At 72.9% G+C, this 20,044-nt stretch carries 23 protein-coding genes, 1 pseudogene and 1 riboswitch; of the genes and pseudogenes, 18 read left to right on the top strand and 6 right to left on the bottom strand.

The annotated features are described in order from the left end of the window. Positions 1-13: 13 nt before the first annotated feature. From IEZ03_RS11255 to IEZ03_RS11265, 3 genes and pseudogenes are all read left to right on the top strand, one after another. Positions 14-394 carry a tautomerase family protein gene (locus IEZ03_RS11255; RefSeq protein WP_184888491.1) on the top strand — a complete coding sequence of 127 codons (381 nt, stop codon included), beginning with the start codon at positions 14-16 and terminating at the stop codon, positions 392-394. A gap of 168 nt (positions 395-562) precedes the next feature. Next, positions 563-1,090: pseudogene (locus IEZ03_RS38815) on the top strand (TerD family protein); the annotation flags it as partial. A gap of 1,602 nt (positions 1,091-2,692) precedes the next feature. Further along, positions 2,693-2,870, top strand: a riboswitch (cyclic di-AMP (ydaO/yuaA leader). 5 nt (positions 2,871-2,875) lie between these two features. Beyond that, positions 2,876-3,526 carry a M15 family metallopeptidase gene (locus tag IEZ03_RS11265; RefSeq protein ID WP_229808213.1) on the top strand — a complete coding sequence of 217 codons (651 nt, stop codon included), beginning with the start codon at positions 2,876-2,878 and terminating at the stop codon, positions 3,524-3,526. 5 nt (positions 3,527-3,531) lie between these two features. On the opposite strand, the gene IEZ03_RS11270 is transcribed toward IEZ03_RS11265, so the two are convergent. Both IEZ03_RS11270 and IEZ03_RS11275 read right to left on the bottom strand, forming a co-directional pair. After that, positions 3,532-3,948, bottom strand: coding sequence for a hypothetical protein (locus IEZ03_RS11270; RefSeq protein ID WP_184888485.1), 417 nt, complete (start codon positions 3,946-3,948; stop codon positions 3,532-3,534). Positions 3,949-4,084: 136 nt separating this feature from the next. Then, entirely contained in the window at positions 4,085-4,447 is a 363-nt protein-coding gene (locus IEZ03_RS11275) for a hypothetical protein (RefSeq protein WP_184888483.1), read from the bottom strand. Between the two features lie 444 nt (positions 4,448-4,891). On the opposite strand from IEZ03_RS11275, the gene IEZ03_RS11280 reads away from it, so the two are divergent. Further along, on the top strand, positions 4,892-5,470 hold the full coding sequence (locus IEZ03_RS11280) for a TIGR03086 family metal-binding protein (protein ID WP_184888481.1): 579 nt from the start codon (positions 4,892-4,894) through the stop codon (positions 5,468-5,470). Positions 5,471-5,529: 59 nt separating this feature from the next. After that, positions 5,530-5,991 carry a ribosomal protein L7/L12 gene (locus IEZ03_RS38965; RefSeq protein WP_184888479.1) on the top strand — a complete coding sequence of 154 codons (462 nt, stop codon included), beginning with the start codon at positions 5,530-5,532 and terminating at the stop codon, positions 5,989-5,991. Positions 5,992-6,014: 23 nt separating this feature from the next. Here IEZ03_RS38965 and IEZ03_RS11290 read toward each other — a convergent pair whose 3' ends face one another. Further along, positions 6,015-6,806: a FadR/GntR family transcriptional regulator gene (locus tag IEZ03_RS11290; RefSeq protein ID WP_184888477.1), complete on the bottom strand. Its 792-nt coding sequence runs from the start codon at positions 6,804-6,806 to the stop codon at positions 6,015-6,017. A gap of 123 nt (positions 6,807-6,929) precedes the next feature. Between IEZ03_RS11290 and IEZ03_RS11295 the strand changes: the two genes are divergently transcribed. Continuing rightward, on the top strand, positions 6,930-9,086 hold the full coding sequence (locus tag IEZ03_RS11295) for an acyl-CoA dehydrogenase family protein (RefSeq protein WP_184888475.1): 2,157 nt from the start codon (positions 6,930-6,932) through the stop codon (positions 9,084-9,086). Between the two features lie 42 nt (positions 9,087-9,128). On the opposite strand, the gene IEZ03_RS11300 is transcribed toward IEZ03_RS11295, so the two are convergent. Beyond that, positions 9,129-10,142: an aldo/keto reductase gene (locus tag IEZ03_RS11300; RefSeq protein ID WP_184888473.1), complete on the bottom strand. Its 1,014-nt coding sequence runs from the start codon at positions 10,140-10,142 to the stop codon at positions 9,129-9,131. 456 nt (positions 10,143-10,598) lie between these two features. On the opposite strand from IEZ03_RS11300, the gene IEZ03_RS11305 reads away from it, so the two are divergent. The 11 genes from IEZ03_RS11305 (at position 10,599) to IEZ03_RS11350 (ending at position 17,540) form a co-directional block, all read left to right on the top strand. After that, complete coding sequence (locus IEZ03_RS11305; RefSeq protein ID WP_184888471.1) at positions 10,599-11,288, top strand: DUF6084 family protein; 690 nt, start codon at positions 10,599-10,601, stop codon at positions 11,286-11,288. Continuing rightward, on the top strand, positions 11,276-12,208 hold the full coding sequence (locus tag IEZ03_RS11310) for a hypothetical protein (RefSeq protein WP_184888468.1): 933 nt from the start codon (positions 11,276-11,278) through the stop codon (positions 12,206-12,208). The genes IEZ03_RS11305 and IEZ03_RS11310 overlap by 13 nt, the downstream gene beginning before the upstream one ends. Continuing rightward, positions 12,205-12,708 carry a hydrogenase maturation protease gene (locus IEZ03_RS11315; RefSeq protein ID WP_229808214.1) on the top strand — a complete coding sequence of 168 codons (504 nt, stop codon included), beginning with the start codon at positions 12,205-12,207 and terminating at the stop codon, positions 12,706-12,708. Before IEZ03_RS11310 ends, IEZ03_RS11315 begins: the two co-directional genes overlap by 4 nt. A gap of 20 nt (positions 12,709-12,728) precedes the next feature. Then, the gene (locus IEZ03_RS38540) at positions 12,729-12,857 is read left to right on the top strand and encodes a hypothetical protein (protein WP_268248535.1); all 129 of its coding nucleotides are present in this window, start codon (positions 12,729-12,731) and stop codon (positions 12,855-12,857) included. Positions 12,858-12,882: 25 nt separating this feature from the next. Continuing rightward, a complete protein-coding gene (locus IEZ03_RS11320) occupies positions 12,883-13,473 on the top strand; it encodes a D-sedoheptulose-7-phosphate isomerase (protein WP_184888466.1) in 591 nt (196 codons plus the stop codon). Beyond that, positions 13,470-13,691 carry a HypC/HybG/HupF family hydrogenase formation chaperone gene (locus IEZ03_RS11325; protein WP_184888464.1) on the top strand — a complete coding sequence of 74 codons (222 nt, stop codon included), beginning with the start codon at positions 13,470-13,472 and terminating at the stop codon, positions 13,689-13,691. Before IEZ03_RS11320 ends, IEZ03_RS11325 begins: the two co-directional genes overlap by 4 nt. Next, complete coding sequence (locus IEZ03_RS11330; RefSeq protein ID WP_184888462.1) at positions 13,688-14,368, top strand: D-sedoheptulose-7-phosphate isomerase; 681 nt, start codon at positions 13,688-13,690, stop codon at positions 14,366-14,368. Before IEZ03_RS11325 ends, IEZ03_RS11330 begins: the two co-directional genes overlap by 4 nt. Next, positions 14,368-14,637: a HypC/HybG/HupF family hydrogenase formation chaperone gene (locus IEZ03_RS11335; protein ID WP_132052217.1), complete on the top strand. Its 270-nt coding sequence runs from the start codon at positions 14,368-14,370 to the stop codon at positions 14,635-14,637. Before IEZ03_RS11330 ends, IEZ03_RS11335 begins: the two co-directional genes overlap by 1 nt. Next, on the top strand, positions 14,637-15,761 hold the full coding sequence (gene hypD, locus IEZ03_RS11340; RefSeq protein WP_184888460.1) for a hydrogenase formation protein HypD: 1,125 nt from the start codon (positions 14,637-14,639) through the stop codon (positions 15,759-15,761). Before IEZ03_RS11335 ends, hypD begins: the two co-directional genes overlap by 1 nt. Further along, on the top strand, positions 15,758-16,852 hold the full coding sequence (gene hypE / locus IEZ03_RS11345) for a hydrogenase expression/formation protein HypE (RefSeq protein WP_308427959.1): 1,095 nt from the start codon (positions 15,758-15,760) through the stop codon (positions 16,850-16,852). The genes hypD and hypE overlap by 4 nt, the downstream gene beginning before the upstream one ends. 229 nt (positions 16,853-17,081) lie before the next feature. Beyond that, positions 17,082-17,540, top strand: coding sequence for a hypothetical protein (locus tag IEZ03_RS11350; protein ID WP_189241186.1), 459 nt, complete (start codon positions 17,082-17,084; stop codon positions 17,538-17,540). 74 nt (positions 17,541-17,614) lie between these two features. Here IEZ03_RS11350 and IEZ03_RS11355 read toward each other — a convergent pair whose 3' ends face one another. Further along, positions 17,615-18,523 (bottom strand): NADP-dependent oxidoreductase, encoded by a 909-nt coding sequence (locus tag IEZ03_RS11355; protein WP_184888456.1) that lies wholly within the window; start codon positions 18,521-18,523, stop codon positions 17,615-17,617. A 115-nt stretch (positions 18,524-18,638) separates the two neighbouring features. Here IEZ03_RS11355 and IEZ03_RS11360 point away from each other — a divergent pair, with 115 nt between their 5' ends. Beyond that, positions 18,639-19,082, top strand: a complete 444-nt coding sequence (locus tag IEZ03_RS11360; RefSeq protein ID WP_184888455.1) for a winged helix-turn-helix transcriptional regulator — start codon at positions 18,639-18,641, stop codon at positions 19,080-19,082. A 3-nt stretch (positions 19,083-19,085) separates the two neighbouring features. Here the strand turns inward: IEZ03_RS11360 and IEZ03_RS11365 are convergent, their stop codons facing one another. Next, positions 19,086-20,039: a helix-turn-helix transcriptional regulator gene (locus IEZ03_RS11365; RefSeq protein ID WP_184888453.1), complete on the bottom strand. Its 954-nt coding sequence runs from the start codon at positions 20,037-20,039 to the stop codon at positions 19,086-19,088. Positions 20,040-20,044 lie beyond the last annotated feature (5 nt).

The following is a 20,044-nucleotide window of genomic DNA, read 5'->3' on the forward strand; positions in this document are numbered from 1 at the left end:
AACGGGGCTCGCCATGCCGCATCTGACCGTGCACCTTCCGGAGAACAGGCTGTCGGGCAAGGAATCCGAGCTCGTCACCGCTCTGACCGAAGCGATCATCGGAGTCTACGGTGAATGGGCCCGTGACCTGGTGGGCATCCGCCTGGCCGGAGTGCCCGCGGGCCGCTTCGTGCAAGGCGGGAAAAGCGTGGACACCGGGGCCTCGCTGACGATGGGCGTCCGCGCCAGCGCCTTCGACCGTCCCGACGCCGACGAGATCACCGCCCGCCTCGGCGCCGGCCTCACCGACGCGATCACCGATGTGCTCGGCGAGGAGTTCCGCGCCGGCACCATGGTCGAACTCGTGGCGTCCCCGCAGGAACGCACGTTCGTCGGCGGCGCCCGCGCCGAGTAGCCCACGGCTGGCCGGGTGTGGCCCCTCCCGTGAAGAGCCGGAGATCCGAACGTACGCTGGCAGCGCGCACTCAGATGATCGCTCTGCGTGCCTGGCGGCCGGTGGCGATCATGGCTCCCGCCGCGCACACGTGACCCACGCGGAACGAGGAGCCGGCCAGTGCAGCAGATGTCCAAGGGCGCCAACATCGACCTGTCCGGCCTGACCGCGGCGACGGGGCCGTTGACCGTCGCGCTGAGCTGGATCGATCCTTCCGGTGAAGGCGAGGCCGATGTCTCGGTGCTCTTGGTCAATGCCGACGGCAAGGTGGGGAGTGACGCCGACTTCGTCTTCTACAACCAGCCCGCGACGGCCGACGAGTCCGTCCGGCTCCTGGGCAAGGCGCCCACCGCCACGGGCAGTGAGGACCGCATACTCGTCGACCTGACCGCGCTGCGTCCCGAGGTGGAACGCGTGGTCGTCGCCGCCAGCCGCTACAGGGAGGCGACCTTCGGGGCGTTGGACGACCTGCGCCTGGCCGTCTCGGACGGCTCGGGAGAGGTCCTGCTGGTCTTCGACATCAAGGACGCCGACACCGAGACCGCGTTCATCTTCGGGGAGCTCTACCGCAGGGGCGACGGCTGGAAATTCCGTGCCGTCGGCCAGGGGTACGAATCCGGGCTCGCGGGGCTGGCCACCGACTTCGGGATCAACGTCGATGACGGCGACGAGGACGAGCCGGGCGAGGCGCCGGCCTCGCAGGGCCCTACGTCCGGCACCGACCAGCCCGAACCGGTTGCCGCGACGCCGGTCGAGGACGAGCGGCCGAAGCGGGTTCGGACCGCCAAGAAGAAGACCACCCTCCCCAAGGCGGCGAAGGTCGATCTGGCTGAGCATTCCTCGTGGCGGCACGCACGGCTGTTCTCGGTGACCGGTCTGCGCAACGATCAGGAGCGCGAGGTCCGCGCCACCGCCACGCTGCTGTCGGTGATGGCGCAGGTTCCCGAGTTCGGCCGCCGGCTGACCGCCCGTTTCAACGCTCCGGCCGGGACGGTCCAGACGTTCGCCGAGGCGAGCTTCAAGCACGGGGACGGCAAGGTGCGGCCGGACGGCGTGCTGCGCGTGGCGAGGGCGGGCAGGATCTGGACGGCGCTGATCGAGACCAAGACCGGCGGCAACCCCCTCAAACCGGAGCAGGTGCAGGCTTACCTCGAGGTCGCGGCCCGGAACGGCTACGAGGCCGTGATCACCCTGTCGAACGACCTGGCCCTGGGCAGCGAGCATCCGCTCAAGGTCGACAAGCGGTTGCTGCGCAAGGTCGCGCTGCGGCACGTCTCCTGGGCCGAGGTCGCCCATGAAGCCGACATGCTGTGCCATCACGACGGTGTCGCCAATCCGGTCCATGCGTGGCTGCTCAGCGAACTGCTGCACTACCTGCGTCAGGACGGCGCCGGGTGCCAGGGGTTCCGCGACATGGGCTCCGCGTGGGTCCCGGTGCGCAACGCCGTCACCGCCGGGACGCTCCGCCTGGGCGACCGCCGTGCCATGCAGGTGGCCGAAAGCTGGGAGAAGCTGATCCGGCAGTTGTGCCTGCGCCTGAGCGGCGGGACCGGCACGGGTGTCGCTCCCGTGCTCCGCAGGCGGCGGGACGGGGACGCGTCGGTGCGCCGCCTGCAGACCGTGACGTCCCTGGTGGAGACCGGGCGGATGAGCGCCGAGATCCGCATGCCCACCGCCGGTGGCCCGGTCCTCCTCGAAGCCGACCTGCGCACCGGCCAGATCGAGACCACCGTCGAGATCCCCGCCGCGGACCGCGCGCGTCCCCTCACCCGCGTCCAATGGCTACTGCGGCAGCTGAACGAGGCCCCGCCCGAGCTTCGCGTCGAAGCCCTGACGCCCGGCCACAAGACCGGCCCCTGCGAGCTCCTGGCGAACCTGACCAGCGAACCCGGCATCCTCGTCCCCGGTGACGGGAAGCAGATCACCACCTTCCGGCTGACCCTCCCGTCCGGCATGGGCACCAAGCGGGGCACGGAGGAGACCGGCTTCGTGCGCAGCATCGACAACGCGATGGACCGCTTCCATCAGGACGTTCTCCAGGTCCTGAAGCTCGATACCGCGGCGGTTGTTTGATCGGGTCCCCGGGGAGCCTGCATGCCCGGGGGTCAGGGGCGTGCGGGTGTTCGGACAGGTGGGGTTAGGTTTGCGGGGTGTTTGCAGCCGCTTGAAGCTTTGGTACGGTCTGTCCGAAATCGGCGCCTGCCAGGTGCCGTAACCATCTGATCGTGTCCGTTCCGTTCGGGTCGTGTGTCGGCCGGGCGGGCGGCTGCGCCGAGTCCGCGTGGTGCGCGGAGCCGGGGAACCAGCGCGATGTGCGGGTCCATGCCCGCCTCGCAGGGGTGAATCGACGCCTCCTCGCCACGTGCGACGAGGGTCGTAGGGCGACTTCCATGCCCGAATCCGTCAGCTAACCCGGTAGGCGGCATGGAAGGAGCAACTGCCGTGATCGGTCGGCACCGTAAGAAGAAATTCGAGCCCGCTCCCGTGCTGAGCGTCGTCCTCGCCGGTGTCTTCGCGGGCGCCGTGGCCGTGGCGCCGCTGGACGGAGGTTCGGCGGACGGCGGTTCCGCGGACTCCAAGGAGACTCCGTCAACGAAGGCCGTCGCGGAGCGCGTCGACAGGTCGGCGGCGAAGCGGGACGAGGGGCCGCCGCGCAAGGCGCCGGATGACTGCGACCCCTCGAAGAGCACGGCCCGGTACGCCAACGGGCGGATTCCCGTCGACCAGCTCTGCAAGCTGCCCCAGGACGGGGAGTACCTGCGCGCGGACGCCGCGGTGGCCTTCTACAAGCTCAACGCCGCGTACCACGACCGCTTCGGCAAGGAGATGTGCGTGCGGAGCTCCTACCGCGGCTACAACAAGCAGAAGCAGCTGTACCAGAGCATGCCGGCGGGGATGGCCGCGCGTCCCGGCAACAGCAAGCACGGGATCGGCATCGCGGTCGACCTGTGCGACGGCGTCCAGCGCGAGTCCTCACCCCAGTTCAAGTGGCTGGAGGACAACTCCAGGAAGTACGGCTGGATGCACCCGAGGTGGGCCTACAGCAGCCCGTACGAACCGTGGCACTGGGAGTTCGACGTCGGCCAGGCGTAATGGCGTCACCTGTCGCGGAAGAAGCCGTGGCGGGCCAGGATCTCGGCGAGGCGCCGGCCGGTGGGGGTGAGGACCGTCCCGGAGCCGCGGCACGTCTCGCAGGCGGCCTCCTCCGGGCCCTCCGGCCGGGCCCTCATGTGGTCGTCGATCGCGCGGTCGATGGCGGCGACGATCGAGGGCTCGGCCGGGCCCAGCCGGAGTGAGCCGTAGGAGAAGTCCTGGTGCGGCGCCTTCTCGGGGGTCATGTCCGCCGCCCTGCGCGCCGCCTGCGCGACCCGGACCAGCTCGTCCGCCTGCCGGTACCACGTCCGCCACTGCTCGCGGACGACGCCGCCCGTGCCGCCGCACGTTCCGCACCCGGTTTCGAGCGCGGCCAGGAACGGCGCCCAGGGATCGGCGGGGCGGGCCGCGTCGCCGGTCATCTGACGCGCGCCTTCACGCTTCTCCGCCGACCGCAACCCAGGGTCCCGGCTGCTCTCCCACGGCCGGTCATACGGGGACGGGCCTCCCGAGGTTCGAGGAAACCGAAACTCGCTCGGGAGGCGCCGGCCGCGGCGCCTAGTTGATGTTCAGGTCGCCTTGGACGTCGCGGAGCTGGACGACCTTGTCGGCCCGGCCGTTGAAGACGTTGACGACACCCTCGTCGTTCGCGGACGCCTTCGTCTGGGCCTGGTTCCAGAGGGCCTCCAGCTCCGCGCGGAAGCCGGGATCCTCGTCCAGGAGGCGCCGGACGGCCCCTTCGACGGCGTCGGGGTCCTCGGCGGCCCTGGCCAGGGCCGCCTCGTCGGAGGGACGTCCGCGGAACCGCTCGCGCACCCGCCGGCACATCTCGGCGACGGCCGCGCGGACGGGTTCGCCCGCGACCTCGACGGCTTTGCCGGCCATGGCGGTGGCGACCGCCACGGTCATGGGATCTGTCATTCGTTCAGTGCATCACGACCAGGCAGCGCCTGCCAGACGTTTCATCCCGAGTGGATCCTCACGAGCGTCACCACATGAAGATGTTCGGGAGCACCATCGAGATGACGTTGATCGCTTGGACGAGCATCTGCCCAGGTCACCTGTCCTAGTCGGGGTGGGCGCGCGCCCCATTGCGCACGCCGGTGCGGGCGCCTCCGGCCTGCGATTCGCCGGGGCGCTCCGATTGGATGATCGTATTCACCATGCCCGAACATGTGGTGATTTCTAAGGAAAACAGGTGGAACGACATTCGTCCGGCAGCTGTAAGTCCGAATTGTGCGATATCAATCGTTTGCTAGGTGGAGTTCCGCACCTCGGCGCTCCTGTGGCGCGCCGGTCTGCGATGACTTTTCGCTTGGCGGGCGGTCCACACGTGAGAGGCACATCACCAGGATTGGATCGCCGATGCGCGAGCGGACGCACGAGCCGTATCCGGCCCTGCGGGGCCGGTGGCTGCTGGAGCGGGCGATCGGCTTCGCGCTGACGTCGGTCCAGGCGGTCACGCCGGAGATGCTGCAGCGGCGGACCCCCTGCGCTTCCTGGGACCTTGAGATGCTGCTGCTGCACCTCCGGGACTCCCTGTCCGCGCTGCAGGAGGGCATCTCGCTGGGGCGGGTCGCGCCGACCTCCGTCCAGCCCGGCCGGGAGGAGCATCCGGTGTCGGCCGTGCGGGTGAGCGCGATCCGGCTGCTGCGCGCGTCCGGGGCGCTGGGGCAGGTGGAGATCGGTGACCGCCGGATGGACGGGGAGCTGATGGCCGCGGCGGGGGCGGTCGAGGTGGCGGTGCACGGCTGGGACATCGCGCAGGCGTCGGGGGAGCGGCGGCCCGTCCCGCCCGACCTGGCGGAGGAGCTCCTCCATGTCTGCCCGTTCGTGCTGCCCGAGTCGCGCCCTCCGCTGTTCGCCGACCCCGTCGACGCGGGGCCGGACGCGTCCGCAGGGGACCGGCTGGTCGCCCGGCTCGGGCGCCGCCCGCGCCGCTGAGGATGCGGCCGCCCGCGGATGGAAGAATCGGGTGCCGGCCGCACCGAGGGAGAGAACCAGTGAAATCCTCCGTCCCGTACCTGCTTCCCGAGGGTCGCGAACGGGTCCTCAGCATGATCGGCAAGGGTCAGTACATTCCCGCCATCAAGCTCGTCCGGGAGGTCACGGGCCTCGGGCTCAAGGAGGCCAAGGAGTACGTGGACGGCCTGAAGGGCGAGGCGTTCGCCAGGGTCGTCCCGCCCGAGACCCAGGGCAAGGCGCAGGCGCTGATCGCCCAGGGCAGCCCGAAGGACGCGGTCAAGCTGATCCGCAGGGAACTCGGCCTCGACTCCAGGGCTGCGAAGGACTACGTCAAGGCCCTCCAGGGCGGACACCTGATCATCGCGCCGGGGGGCATGCTGTCGGACCGGGTCCGGGCGTTCAAGCAGGCCGGCGACCACGAGTCGGCGATCGCGCTGGTGTGCGCCGAGACGGGCATGCGACGCGACGAGGCGCTGCGCTTCGTCGAGGCGATCCGCTAGCAGCCGCCAGAAGCCGCCAGAAGCTAGAAGCGGTCCGGGGCGGGGAACAGCTCGACGGGCTGTTCGAGGAACGCCTTGGCGGTGTGCGACATGTGGAGCCGCCAGTGGGCCTCGGCGGCGTCGGCGTCGCGCGCCTCGACCAGCTCGCAGAACCTCCGGTACGACCGGACGGCCCGCCTGCGCCCGGTGATGCTCGTGACCTGCCCCGACCGTCGGTAGAACGCCGAGACGACCTCGCTCAGCAGCCGCGCGAACAGGGCCATCGAGGCGTTCCCGGCGTGCTCGAACAGCTTCTCGTGGACCAGCGCCGCCGCCTCGCCGAACGCGGTGCCGTCCGCGATGTGCGCGGCGTCCGCGGCGGCGTCGACCGCGGCCCGGAAGTCGGCGAGCGCCTCGGGCGTGTGGGTCTCGGCGAACATCCTGGCCAGCCACGGCTCGATCGCCGCCCGGGACGCGTAGAGGTCGTTCATCGGGACGCCCTCGATCTGCAGCAGCAGCGCGAACATCCGGGAGATGTGCTCGACCGTCGGACGCGTCACGCGCGGCCCGCCGTTCCGGCCGCGCAGCACGGTCACCAGTCCCTCGGACTCCAGGATCCGCAGCGCCTCGCGCAGCGTGCTGCGGGCGATGCCGAAGACCTCCATGAGCTCGTCCTCGGTGGGGAACCGGTCGCCCGGCCGCAGCTCACCGCGGGCGATCTGCGACCGGATGGACGAGGCCACGAGCGCGGAGGTGCGGGCGCCGCGTCCGGCGGGCCGCGGGATCCGGACGGGCTCCGGCGCCCGGTCGCGGGGCGCGGCCGGTTCCCGTCGCATGGGACCGCTCCTTCACGTGGGGAGGTCGACCGGTCCAGAATAACAACGCAATCAATCTACTGATTTGCTGGAGCGCCGGGCGGCCGCCAGGGCGCCGGGAGCGGAACGACCCTTGGAGGGGCCATGGCGATCGCCATCACCGAGGAACACCGGGAGCTGGCGCGGACGGCGCGCTCGTTCCTGCGCGACCAGGACGCGCGGGCGGCGAACCGGGCGCTGCTGGAGGCGGACAAGGAGGAGCCGCCCGGCTTCTGGGTGGAGTTCGCCGGGCTCGGGCTGCTCGGCCTGCACCTCCCCGAGGAGCACGGCGGCGGCGGGGCGGGCCTCCAGGAACTGGTCGTGGTCGCCGAGGAGCTCGGGCGGGCGGCCGCACCCGGCCCGGCGCTGCCCACGATGGCGGCGTCCGCGGTGATCGCCGCGTCCGGTGACGAGGACCTGCGGGCGCGGCTGCTGCCCGGCCTGGCCTCCGGGGAGACCCTGGCGGCGCTCGGCGTGGACGGCTCGGTGGCCCTGCGCGACGGCACCGCGTCCGGGGACGCCGGGGTCGTGCTCGGCGGCGGGCTCGCGGAACTGCTGGTCCTCGCCGCCGGGGACGAGATGGTCGTGGTCCGGGCGGACGCGGCGGGCGTCACCGTCGAGGTCCCCGGCAACCTCGACCCGTCCCGCCGGTCGGCGCGCGTCCGCCTCGACGGCGTCCCGGCCGAGGCGGTGCTCGCGGGCGCCCGGAAGCACGCCACCGCCGTCGCCCGCACGCTGGCCGCCGCGGAGGCGGTCGGCGGGGCGCTCGAATGCGTGGAGACCGCGACCGAGTACGCGAAGGTGCGCCGGCAGTTCGGGCGGCCGATCGCGACGTTCCAGGCGGTCAAGCACCACTGCGCGAACATGCTCGTCGCCGCCGAGCTGGGCACGGCCGCGGTGTGGGACGCGGCGCGGGCGGCGTCCGGCCCGGCCGACCAGTTCGAGCTGGCCGCGGCCGTCGCGGCGGTGCTCGCGATCCCCGCGTTCACCGGCAACGCGGGCCTCAACATCCAGGTGCACGGCGGGATCGGCTTCACCTGGGAGCACGACGCGCACCTGCTGCTGCGCCGGGCCGCGACGCTGGAGGCGGTGTTCGACCCGCACGCGGCGGAGCGGGACGTGACGCGACTCCGGGCCGCCGGGGTCGCCCGGAAGGCGAACCTCGACCTGCCGCCCGAGGCGGAGGCGGAGCGGCCGCGGATCCGCGAGCTGGCCCGCGAGATCGCCGCGCTGCCCGCCGCCGAGCAGCGGACCAAGCTGATCGAGACGGGGTACGTCCAGCCGCACTGGCCGCGACCCTGGGGAGTGGAGGCGAGCGCCGGGCTGCAGCTCGTCATCGAGGACGAGTTCCGCACCGCCGGCGTGAAGCGCCCCCAGTACGGCATCACCGGCTGGGTCATCCTCACCCTGATCCAGCACGGCACGCAGGACCAGATCGACCGCTGGGTGCGGCCCGCGCTCACCGGCGACGAGATCTGGTGCCAGCTGTTCAGCGAGCCGGAGGCCGGGTCGGACGCGGCGGCCGTCAAGACCAGGGCGGTCAAGGTGGACGGCGGCTGGCTCGTCAACGGCCAGAAGGTCTGGACGAGCGGCGCCCACTACTGCCGCTGGGGCTTCGCGACCGTCCGCACGGACCCGGACGCCGCCAAGCACGCCGGCGTCACCATGGTCGTCGTCGACATGAAGCACCCCGGCGTCGAGGTGCGGCCGCTGCGCCAGACCACCGGCGACTCCGACTTCAACGAGGTGTTCTTCTCCGACGTCTTCGTCCCCGACGCCGACGTCGTCGGGACCCCGAACCAGGGCTGGGCGGTGGCCCGCGCGACCCTCGGCAACGAGCGCGTCAGCATCGGCGGCGGCGTCGGCGGACCGCCCGGACCCGACCTCTTCCGGCTCTACGCCGAACGCGGCGACCGCGTGCCCGCGGCGGCCGAGCGCGTCGGCGCGCACTCGGCCCGCGAGCAGGCGCTGCGGCTGCTCAACCTCCGGTCCGCCGAGCGCGCGGTCGCCGGGGGCGAGCCCGGCCCGGAGGGCAACATCACCAAGCTGGTCCTGGCCGAGCACGCGCACGCCACGGCCGACCTCCTCGCCGAGTTCGCCGGCCCGGAGGCCGCCTTCACCGACGGGCCGCTCGCCCAGGCCGCGAGCCGGCTGCGGCTCGGCTCGCGCGGCCTGTCCATCGCGGGCGGCACGTCCGAGATCACCCGCAACCAGATCGGCGAGCGCATCCTCGGCCTCCCCCGCGACCCGCTGATCAAGTAAGGGACCGGGCCCCGGCGCCACCCCGCGCCGGGGCCCGGACGCTCACCGGCGGCGGTTCCCCGGCCGCAGCGACGGGTTGCCGGACATGTGGTCGATGCCGGGCATGTCGGTACCCGGCGGGACGACCTCGTCGATGGCGTCGAGCACCCCGGCGTCGAGGCGGACGTCGGCCGCGGCCAGCAGGTCCTCCAGCTGCTCCATCGTCTTCGGCCCGATGATGGCCGAGGTGACGGCCGGGTGCTCGGTGACGAACCCGAGCGCCAGGTGGGTCAGCGAGAGCCCGGCGCCATCGGCGATCTCCGTGAGCCCCTCGACCGCGTCGAAGCGGTCGGGCGTGCTCGGGTCCTTGCCGAGCCGGTCGCCGTGGGCGAACCGGGAGCCGGCGGGCGCCTGCTCGCCGCGCCGGTACTTGCCCGTCAGCCACCCTCCGGCCAGCGGGCTCCACGGGATGACGCCCATGCCGTGCCGCCGCGCCGCGGGCAGCACGTCCGTCTCGATCGCCCGCGCGAAGATCGAGTACTGCGGCTGCTCGCACACGAAGCGCTCGGTGTTCCGCCGGCCGGCGGCCCACTGCGCCTCGACGATCCAGTCGGCCGGGAACGACGACGACCCCAGGTAGAGCACCTTGCCCTGGCGGACGAGGTCGTCCAGGGCGCCGAGCGTCTCCTCGAGGTCGACGTTCCAGTCGTGCCGGTGCATCTGGTAGAGGTCGATGTGGTCGGTCCCGAGCCGGCGGAGGCTGTCCTCCACGGCCCGGACGATCCAGCGGCGCGACCCGCCCCGCATGTTGCGGTCCTCGCCCATCGGGTTGAAGAACTTGGTGGCGAGGACGATGTCGTCCCGCCGCCCCTTGATCGCGCGGCCCACGATCTCCTCGCTCCTGCCGCCCGAGTAGATGTCCGCGGTGTCGATGAAGTTGACGCCCGCTTCCAAGGCCCGGTGGACGATGCGCTCGCACTCGTCGTAGTCCGCGTTCCCGATGGTCCCGAACATCATGGCTCCGAGACACTGCGCGCTGACCTTGACACCGGTCCGCCCGAGCCTGCGGTACTCCATACTGATGAGCTCCCTTCGACGTTGCCCCGAACGCTAGAGGCTGGAGCCCACTCAAGGTCAACCCCGCGGCCCGTGACCTCGTGCCGCCGGAGCCGGCGGCGGGGGCGGGTACGGGGTTCGGCACGGGCGTGGAAAGTCTTGCCATTCCGGGTGCGGCGAGTGGCGTTCGCGAATCGGGCAATTGGCCAGGAATTGCTGGTTTCCGTGTTCGGTGCGGCGGGTCGGGCTCCGCGCTTTCCCATCGCTGTTCGGGCCATTTTCGCGCGATCTCTGCCGAGTGATCTCCCCCTGGTCGGATGCCGATTTTGCCAAGATCGGGTCATCGTTCCCGCGGCATTCCCAGGGTGTTTCGGGGCGGCTTCGCCGGGCAGTGCGAATTGATGATGATCTCCACCGGGCGGGTGGAAGCGATGGTGAGCATCGAGGGGGATGGAAGACCATGATCGAGGGTCCGTCATGAGCGCGCCGCCGGAGCTCGGGCTCGACTTGCTCGGCATCGAGGCGGAGACGTTCGCGGCGACGCCGACGCTGAACCTGCGGATCGGCCTGCGGCGGCTGGACGGCGGGCCCGTCCAGTGCGTCCTGCTCACCACGACCGTGACGATCGCGGCGTCGCGCCGCTCCTACGACGACGCCGAGCGGGAGCGGCTCGCCGGCGTGTTCGGCGAGCCGGACGTGGGGGACAGGTCGCTGCACGGCCTGACGTGGGGGCGCATCGGCGCGACCGTGCCGACGTTCCGCGGTGATGCGGAGGTGACGCTCGCGCTCGCGTGCGGGCACGACATGCAGGTCGCGGCCGACCGCTACCTGCACGCGCTCCGCGGCGGCGACGTGCCGCTCGACCTCACCTTCAACGGCACCGTGTTCTATCCGGGCGAGGACGGCCGGCTGCGCACTGGCCAGATCCCGTGGCACCACGAGGCCACCGGGCGCCTCCCCGTCCAGACGTGGCGGGACCTCATGGACCGTTACTACGGGGCCGCCCGCTGGCTCCGCCTGGACGACGACTGCTTCGCCCGCCTGGCCGCCTACCGGGCGCGGCGGGCGCACTCGTCCTTCGACGACACGGTCGACGAGCTGCTCCGCAGGGCGGAGATGCTGCGGGACGACCGGGAGCTGCGCGAGGAGGAAGAGTGGACCGCGTAAGGGCCATCGCCGACGTGGTCCTCTACGAGGGCCATCAGCTCTGGCCTTCCCGGCGCTCCGCGCAGGGCCGCGGGCGGAGGTGGACCATAGGCGGCGTCTACCCGCGCCCGTACGCGGAAGCGGCCGGCGACCCGTGGACGGTCTGCGCCGAGTTCCTCATGGAGGGCTCGCCCGACGCGGACGTGGAGGTCACGCTCCGGTTCCTGCACGCGGTGCACCGCCAGGCCATGGACGGCGGCGTCCCGGTGGACGAGGTCAGCACCGGGGACGGGACGTACGAGACCCGCCAGGAGGCGCGCGAGCGCGAGATCACCGGCGGCCGGGTCCCCGTGGCGCGGCTCCTGCGCTCGCCCGTGCGGGTCCCGGTCGCGGTCGCGGCGGGCACCGACGAGGAGGAGCTCGGCGGCGGGGCCCGGTTCATGCGCCTGTGGCACCGGGTGGACGGGACGGTCGAACTCTCCGCCGCCGAGGCCGGGGACGGCGTCGTCCGGCTGCGGGTCGAGGTCGTCAACACCGGCCGCGGCGAGGACCGCGACGAGGCCGTCCACGCGGGCATGATGTGCGCCCACGTGGTCGCGCGGGCGCGCGGCGGGGCGTTCGTCTCGCCGGGCGATCCGCCCGAGCGGCTGGCCGACGCCGCGGCGGAGTGCGCGAGCGACGGGCTGTGGCCGGTGCTCGCGGGCGCGCCGGGCCGCTACGACACCGTCCTCGCCGCCCCGGTCGTCCTCTACGACTGGCCGCAGGTCGCGCCGGAGGGCACGCCGTTCGACGGCACCGAGGCCGGGCGGCTGCTCGTCCTCAGCGTGCTCAGCCTCAGCGAGGAGGAGCGGCGGGAGATGTCCGCCGCCGACCCGCGGGCCGCGGAGTTCCTGGAGCGCTGCGCCGCCGCTGAGGCGCTCACTGGGAGGGACGCCCGGTGACGCGGTCCCACCCTGCGGCACGGTCCGGCACGGTGCTCGTCGCGGGCATCGGGAACGTCTTCAACGGCGACGGCGGTTTCGGCGTGGAGGTCGCCCGGCGGCTCCGGAGGCGGCCGCTGCCGGAGGGCGTGGACGTCACCGACTTCGGCATCCGGAGCACCGACCTCATGTACGCGCTCGGCGCGGACTACCGGACGGTGGTCCTGGTCGAGGCGGCGGCGCGCGGCCTCGTGCCCGGCACCGTCTCGCTCGTCGAGCCGGTCGGCGGCCTCGGCGAGGCCGGGCACCCGCTCGACCCGGTGCGGCTGGCCAGGGAGGACGGCAGGGTCCCGGCCCGGACCCTGCTCGTCGCGTGCGAGCCGGCGGAGCGGGCCGCGCACCCCCCGTGGGAGATGACGCTCAGCCGGCCGGTCGCCGCCGCCGTGGCCGAGGCCGTCCGGCTGGTCGAGATGCTCGTCGCCCGGGAGACCGGGCGGCTGCTCGCCGGGACGCCCGCGTGAGCGACCGAAGGGGGAGAGGCATGCGGAAGGGAATGCGCATCGGCCCGGACGCGCTCCGGACGATCATCGCGCTGTTCGTGCTCGCGGTGATCGTCGGGCTCGTCCGGGACACGCCGGTCCTGCGCCGGTACCTGAGGACCGGCCCGTGAGGGCCGGACCGGGAGGTGACGGCCGATGACCGTGACCGAGGTGTTCCGGCGCCGGGCCGAGCCCGCCGCCGCGCTCGCCGGGGAGGCCGGGACCATCGCCGCCGCCTGCCACGCGATGGCGGCGCGGTTCCACCGCGGGGGCCGGCTGTTCACGTTCGGGACCGGCGGCGCGGCCACCGACGCCCAGCACGTGGCGGTCGAGTTCGTCCACCCGGTGATCGTGGGGAAGCGGGCGCTGCCCGCGCTCTCGCTCACCGGGGACGTCGCGACCCTCACCGGCGTCGGCGCGGGCGCCGGCTTCGACGAGATCTTCGCGCACCAGCTCCGCTGCTTCGGCGGCCCGGACGACATGGCCCTCGGCATCTCGCCGGACGGCCGGTGCGGGAGCGTCCGGCGCGCGCTGGCGACCGCCCGCGACCTCGGGATGCTCACGGTCGCGCTGGCGGGCGGCGACGGGGGCGAGCTCGCCGGGGCGGCCGACCACCTGGTCACGGTGCCGTCCGCCGATCCGCGCGTCGTGAAGGAAGTGCACGTCACGGCCTACCACGTGCTCTGGGAACTGGTCCACGTGTTCCTGGAGCAGCCGGACGTGCTGACCGGGGAGGACGGCGCATGACGACATCCCAGGCGGGCGGGGACTGCGCGGGCGACCACTGCGTGACCTGCTCGGACGAGGCCGTCCCCGTGCGGATCCTGCGCATCGGGGACGACGGCCTCGCGGAGGTCGACACCGGGGACGGGCGGGTCGAGCAGGTCAGCGTGGCGCTGGTGGACGCCGCGGCCGGCGACACCGTCCTCGTCCACGCCAAAGAGGCCATCGGAGTCGTGAGATGACCGGCATGCAGCAGCTCTATCCGTTCCTGTACGCGGGCGGTCCGGGGCTGGACGCGCTCATGGCCGACGTCCGCCGCTCGACCGCCGAGAAGGCGGCCGACATCGCCCGGCTGCGCGAGTCCGTCCTGGAGGAGTACGGGGAGGCCCTCGCGGTCTGCGCCGCCCGGATGGCGGACGCGTTCCGCGCCGGCGGGCGGCTCTTCACGTTCGGCAACGGCGGCAGCTCGACCGACGCGCAGGACGTCGCCGCGCTGTTCCTCAACCCGGGCGACGCCGGGCGGCCGCTGCCCGCGCTGGCCCTGACGACGGACGTCGCCGTGGTGACCGCGCTGTCCAACGACATCGGGTTCGAGGTGGTCTTCGCGCGGCAGCTCGCCGCGTTCGGGCGGCCGGGCGACATCGCGCTCGCGCTGTCCACCAGCGGGAACTCCGACAACCTGATCGCCGCGCTGCGGGAGGCGGCGCGGCGCGGCATGCTCACCGTCGGCCTCGCCGGATACACCGGCGGCCAGATGGCCGAGGAGCCCGCGTTCTCCGACGGACGGCACCACCTGTTCGTGGTGCCGTCGTCGTCCGTGCACCGCATCCAGGAGGCGCAGACGACGATCTACCACGCCCTCTGGGAACTGACGCAGCGGGAACTCACGCAGGCGGAACTGGACCGGGAGGCCCGCTGATGTGCCTGGCGATACCTGGCGAGATCGTGGAGATCATGGCGGACCGCCCGCTGGCGACCGTCGACGTCACCGGCGTCCGGCGCTCGGTCAACATCGGCCTGCTCGACCGGGAGGCGCTCGCCGCCGGCGACTGGGTGCTCATCCATGTCGGCTTCGCCATGTCGAAGATCGACGAGGCGGAGGCGATGGCCACGCTGCGGATGCTCGAAGGGCTCGGCGAGGCCTACGACGACGAGATCGACGCACTGCGGGAATCGAGGATCGACTGATGCGCTTCGTCGACGAGTACCGGGACGCGGACAAGGCGCGGACCCTCGCGGCCTCCATCGCGTCCCTGTGCGAGCCAGGCCGCCAGTACAAGTTCATGGAGGTGTGCGGGGGCCACACCCACACCATCTACAAGCACGGGATAGAGGACTACCTGCCCGAGAACATCTCGCTCGTGCACGGCCCAGGCTGCCCCGTGTGCGTGATCCCGATGGGACGGGTGGACGACGCCATCCACATCGCGTCCCAGCCGGACGTCATCATGACGTCCTTCGGGGACATGATGCGGGTGCCGGGCGGGGACGGCTCCTTCTTCGACGCCAAGGCCGCCGGGGCCGACATCCGGATGGTGTACTCGCCCCTGGACGCGCTGAAGATCGCCCAGCGGAACCCAGACCGCCGCGTCGTCTTCATGGGGATCGGGTTCGAGACCACCGCGCCGTCCACCGCGATGACGGTGCTGCGTGCGGCGGCCCAGGGCATCGGGAACTTCTCGGTCTTCAACAACCACGTGACGATCCTCCCGGCGATCAAGGCGATCCTCGACTCGCCGGACCTGCGGCTGGACGGCTTCATCGGCCCCGGCCACGTCTCGACCGTCATCGGCTGCCGCCCGTACTCGTTCATCACCGGCGACTACGGGAAGCCGCTGGTCGTCGCGGGCTTCGAGCCGTTGGACCTGCTCCAGTCGGTGCACATGCTGCTGGCGCAGCTCGCGGCGGGACGCTCCGAGGTCGAGAACCAGTACGGCCGGGTGGTCCCGTGGGACGGCAACGCCAAGGCGCTCCAGGTCATCGGGCAGACCATGGAGCCGCGGCCCTACTTCGAGTGGCGCGGCCTCGGCTTCATCTCGCACTCCGCGCTCCGCTTCCGGGACGAGTACGCGGCCTACGACGCCGAGAGCGTCTTCGACATCCCGGGCGGCCGGGTCGCCGACCCGAAGGCGTGCCAGTGCGGCGAGGTGCTGAAGGGCGTCCTCAAGCCGTGGGAGTGCAAGGTCTTCGGGACGGCCTGCACGCCGGAGACGCCCATCGGCACCTGCATGGTCTCCTCCGAGGGCGCCTGCGCCGCGTACTACAACTTCGGCCGCTTCACCCGCGAGCGCGTCAAGGAGGCGACACGGTGACCGGACGCGACACGGTGACGGGACGCGTGACGATCCGCGAGGAGCAGGTGCTCGAACGCATCGAGCGCGCCCGGTCCCGCAAGGCACGCCTCCGCGAGGACGCCATCACGCTCGCGCACGGCTCCGGCGGCAAGGCCACCCACACCCTGATCGAGGCCGTGTTCCGCGAGGCGTTCGACAACCCGCACCTGGACCGCCTGGACGACTCCGCCCACCTCACCGTGAACGGGACCCGGCTCGCCTTCACCACCGACTCCTACGTCGTGTCGCCGCTGTTCTTCCCCGGCGGCGACATCGGCGACCTGGCCGTCAACGGGACCGTCAACGACCTCGCCGTCTCCGGCGCGACGCCGCTGCACCTCTCGGCCGGGTTCATCCTCGAAGAGGGCTTCCCGGTCGCCGACCTGCGCCGCATCACCGAGTCGATGAGCCGGGCCGCCGAGGCCGCCGGCGTGGACATCGTCACGGGCGACACCAAGGTCGTCGAGCGGGGCAAGGCCGACGGCTGCTACATCAACACCGCCGGGGTGGGCCTCGCGCACGCCGCCGGCGCCGAGGTCCGGCCGGGGGACGCGGTCCTCGTCACCGGCCCGATCGGCGAGCACGGCGTCACGATCATGCTGGCGCGCGGCGAACTCGACATCGAGGCCGACCTGGCGTCCGACACCGCGCCGCTGAACTGCCTGCTCGCCGAGGTCCGCGACGCCTGCCCCGGTACCGTCCGCCGCATGCGCGACGCCACCCGCGGCGGTGTCGCGACCGTCCTCAACGAGCTGGCCTCCGACGCCGGCGCGGCCGTGGTGGTGGACGAGTCCGCCGTCCCCGTGCGGCCCGCCGTCCGCGGCGCCTGCGAGCTCCTCGGCATCGACCCGATGTACGTGGCCTGCGAGGGCCGCGCGGTGATCGTCGTCGCCCCGGAGGCCGCGGACGCCGCCCTGGCCGCGCTGCGCCGGCACCCGCTCGGCGCGGACGCCGCGGTCATCGGGCAGGTGCGCGACGACCCGCCCGGTCTCGTCCTGCTGAAGACGGTCTTCGGCGGGACCCGCATCGTCGACCTCCTGGTGGGCGACCCGCTGCCACGCATCTGCTGACCGCGTCCCCGCGCCGGACGATCGAACCCGACGGAACCCGCACCGGGTGCGCGCCGTCACAGTTCCGATTCGATCACCTTCGTCCCCGTGCGGGGGTCCGGCATGGGTCGTGCCGATGCGCGGGGCGTCCAGCAGCCAGAGGGTCGCCACCATGAGAAGCAGCCAGCCCGACACCGTCCGGCGGAACGGGCGCGCAAGGATCACCGCGGCTTCGGCCGCCATCGCCGCGATGGCACTGTTCGGCTCAGGGTGCGCGATACCGAACTTCACCACCGAATCGCGGCCCACCCGCGAGCTCCCGCCGCCCCCGGAGCTCTCGACGCCGGATCTTTCGACGCCGGAGCTCCGGCAGAGCACGCTCACCGGCAGCTGGCGCGGCACCTACACCTGCCCGCAAGGGCTCATGCAGCTGAACCTCACCCTCGTCCAAAGGTCGAGCGGAACGGTCAGCGGCATCTTCCGTTTCGCCCCCGCGCCCGGCAACTCCGATGGATTGTCGGGCTCGTTCACCCTGCGGGGGCACGTCACCGGCAGTTCGCTGGCTCTGCACGGTGACTCCTGGCTCAGCAGGCCGGGCGCCTATGAAATGGTCTCGCTGAGCGCCCGCCTGTCATCCGCCGATCCCGACCAAATCCACGGCACCATTCAGAGCCCAGGGTGCGGCACGTTCACCGTGCAGCGACGCTGAAGCCTTCATATGCGGCGGAACGCCTCCGCGGCCGGGTGCGACGGCGGAGGCGGCCGGCGTCCGAGGCGTCCGGGTCAGGGCCGCAGGACGTACTTCCCGCGCACGCCGCCCTCCGCGACCGCGCGGTGGACGCCGGCGACCTCGTCCAGCGGCACGACCGCGTGCACCCGCACCGGCAGGCGGCCGCTCGCGGCGGCGTCCAGCAGCTCGGCGAGCCGGGCGCCGTCGGCCCGCACGTCCAGTACGCGGACGGTGACGCCGCGCTCCTCCGGCGGCGCGGCGTTCGGCAGCACGCCGACGAAGACGCCGCCGTCGCGGACCAGCGCGATGCCCCTGTCCTGGAGCGTGGCGGCGTCGGCGACCGCGTCCCAGCCGGGCGCCGCCTCCTGGGTGAAGTCGACGCCGAGGCCGCGCACGAACTTCTCGTCCCCGGCGCGGGCCAGGCCGGTGACGCGCCAGCCGCGCTCCTGGGCGAGCACGGCGGCGTTCGCGCCGACCGCGCCGGCGGCCCCGGTCACCAGCAGGCTCCGGCCCTCCCCGTCCCCGAGCAGGTCGACGAGCCGGGCCGCTGCCAGCGCGTTGAGCGGGACCGCCGCCGCGGTGGTCAGGTCGAGGCCCTCGGGGACGAGGGCGAGGTCGTCGACCGGGATGACCAGCTGCTCGGCGTAGGTCCCGAAGTCGCGGTCGAAGCCGGGGAGGATCCCCGCGACGCGGCTGCCCACCGGGAAACCGGCGTCCGGGCCGGCGGCGGCGACGGTCCCGGCGAAGTCCCAGCCGAGGCCGACGTGGCCGGTCCGCTCGATCAGCCCGATCTCGTGGAAGAACCCGGACACGACCGCCAGGTCGACGGGGTTGACCGCGGCGCCCGCGATCTCGACGCGCACCTCGCCGGGCCCCGGCTCGGTGCGGGGCACGTCGATGATCTCGATCGGGTCGGGGCCGCCCGGATCGCGGACGACGGCGGTACGGAAAGTGGTCGACATGGTCGCCTCCCATGGAGATGTTCGCTCTGCTCCTCCACAATGGAGGGGTAGCTCTCCATCGGGAAGAACGCACCTGGAAGTGCGTAGGTCACCGCGCGGTAGGAAGGAGCGGCCGATGCCGACGAGGACGGCGGCCCAGAAGCGGGCCGAGGCGAAGATGGAGTACGACGCGTTCCTGGCGCGATGCCCCAGCCGGCAGCTCCTCGACCGGATCTCCGACAAGTGGGTCGCGCTGGTCCTCGCCGCGCTCGGCGGCGACGACCCGTACCCCGGGGACGACCGCGTCGGCGAGCCGCGGCCGATGCGCTACTCCGAGCTGGCGCGGCGGCTGGCCGGGGTCAGCCAGAAGATGCTCACCCAGACGCTCCGCTCCCTGGAGCGCGACGGCCTGGTCACCCGCTCGGTGACCCCGACCGTGCCGGTCACGGTCACCTACGAGCTGACCGGCCTCGGGCTCTCGCTCCACGCGGCGATCCGCGGCATCAAGATCTGGGCGGAGACGCACATGGACGAGGTGATCGCCAACCGGGCGCGGTACGACGCCCCCGGGGAGAACTGACGGTCAGCCGGCCATCGCGGCGAGGCGGCGGGCCAGCCGGGCGGCGGCGTCCCGCAGCTCCGGCGGCTCCAGTACCTCGGCGTCGAAGCCCAGCCGGGCGATGTGCATGGCGAGCCAGTCCAGGTCGTCGCCGCCGACGCTGAGCACGCACCACCCGTCGCGGTCGTCCTCGACCCGTCCCACCTGGGGCGGGACCAGTTCGCGCACCCGGGCGGGCGGGGCGTGCAGCCGCACCCGCGCGAGATGCCGGTACGGCGCGGCGGTCACCGAGCGCTGCACGTAGGCGACCGGGTCGGGATGCTCCCGCGGCCGGAAATGCCAGGTCGTCGCCGTCACGTCCCGCATCCGGTCCAGCCGGAACGTGCGCCAGCCGCCGCGGCCGGTGTCCCAGGCCATCAGGTACCAGCGGCGGGCGGTGGCGACCATCCGCACCGGCTCGACGGTCCGCTCCCGCTCCCCGCCGTCGCGGGCCGCGTACCGGAACCGCACCCGCACGGCGTCGCGGCAGGCCCGCGCGAGCGTCACCAGCACCTCCGCGTCGACCTCGACCCCGGGGCCGACGAGGGTCTCGGTGGCGCCGTGCACGGCCCGCACCTCGGCGCGCAGCCGGGGCGGCATCACCTGGTCGAGCTTGCTGAGCGCCCGCAGCGCCGCCTCCCCGGCCCCGGCGACCGTGCCCCCGGACGCCATCCGCAGCGACACCGCCGTCGCGATGGCCTCGTCGTCGTCCAGCAGCAGCGGCGGCAGCCGGGTGCCCGCGCCGAGCCGGTACCCGCCGCCCACCCCCGACGCCGCGTGCACCGGGTAGCCGAGAGCGCGCAGCCGCTCCACGTCCCGCCGCACCGACCGGTCGGTGACGCCCAGCTCGGCGGCGAGCTCGGCGGCGGTCCAGGACGACCGGTGCTGCAGCAGCCCCAGCAACCGCAGGACCCGCTCGGTGGTCGCCTCGACGCTCACGCGCC

The sequence above is a fragment of the Actinomadura livida genome, assembly GCF_014648675.1.
GTDB lineage: Bacteria > Actinomycetota > Actinomycetes > Streptosporangiales > Streptosporangiaceae > Spirillospora > Spirillospora livida.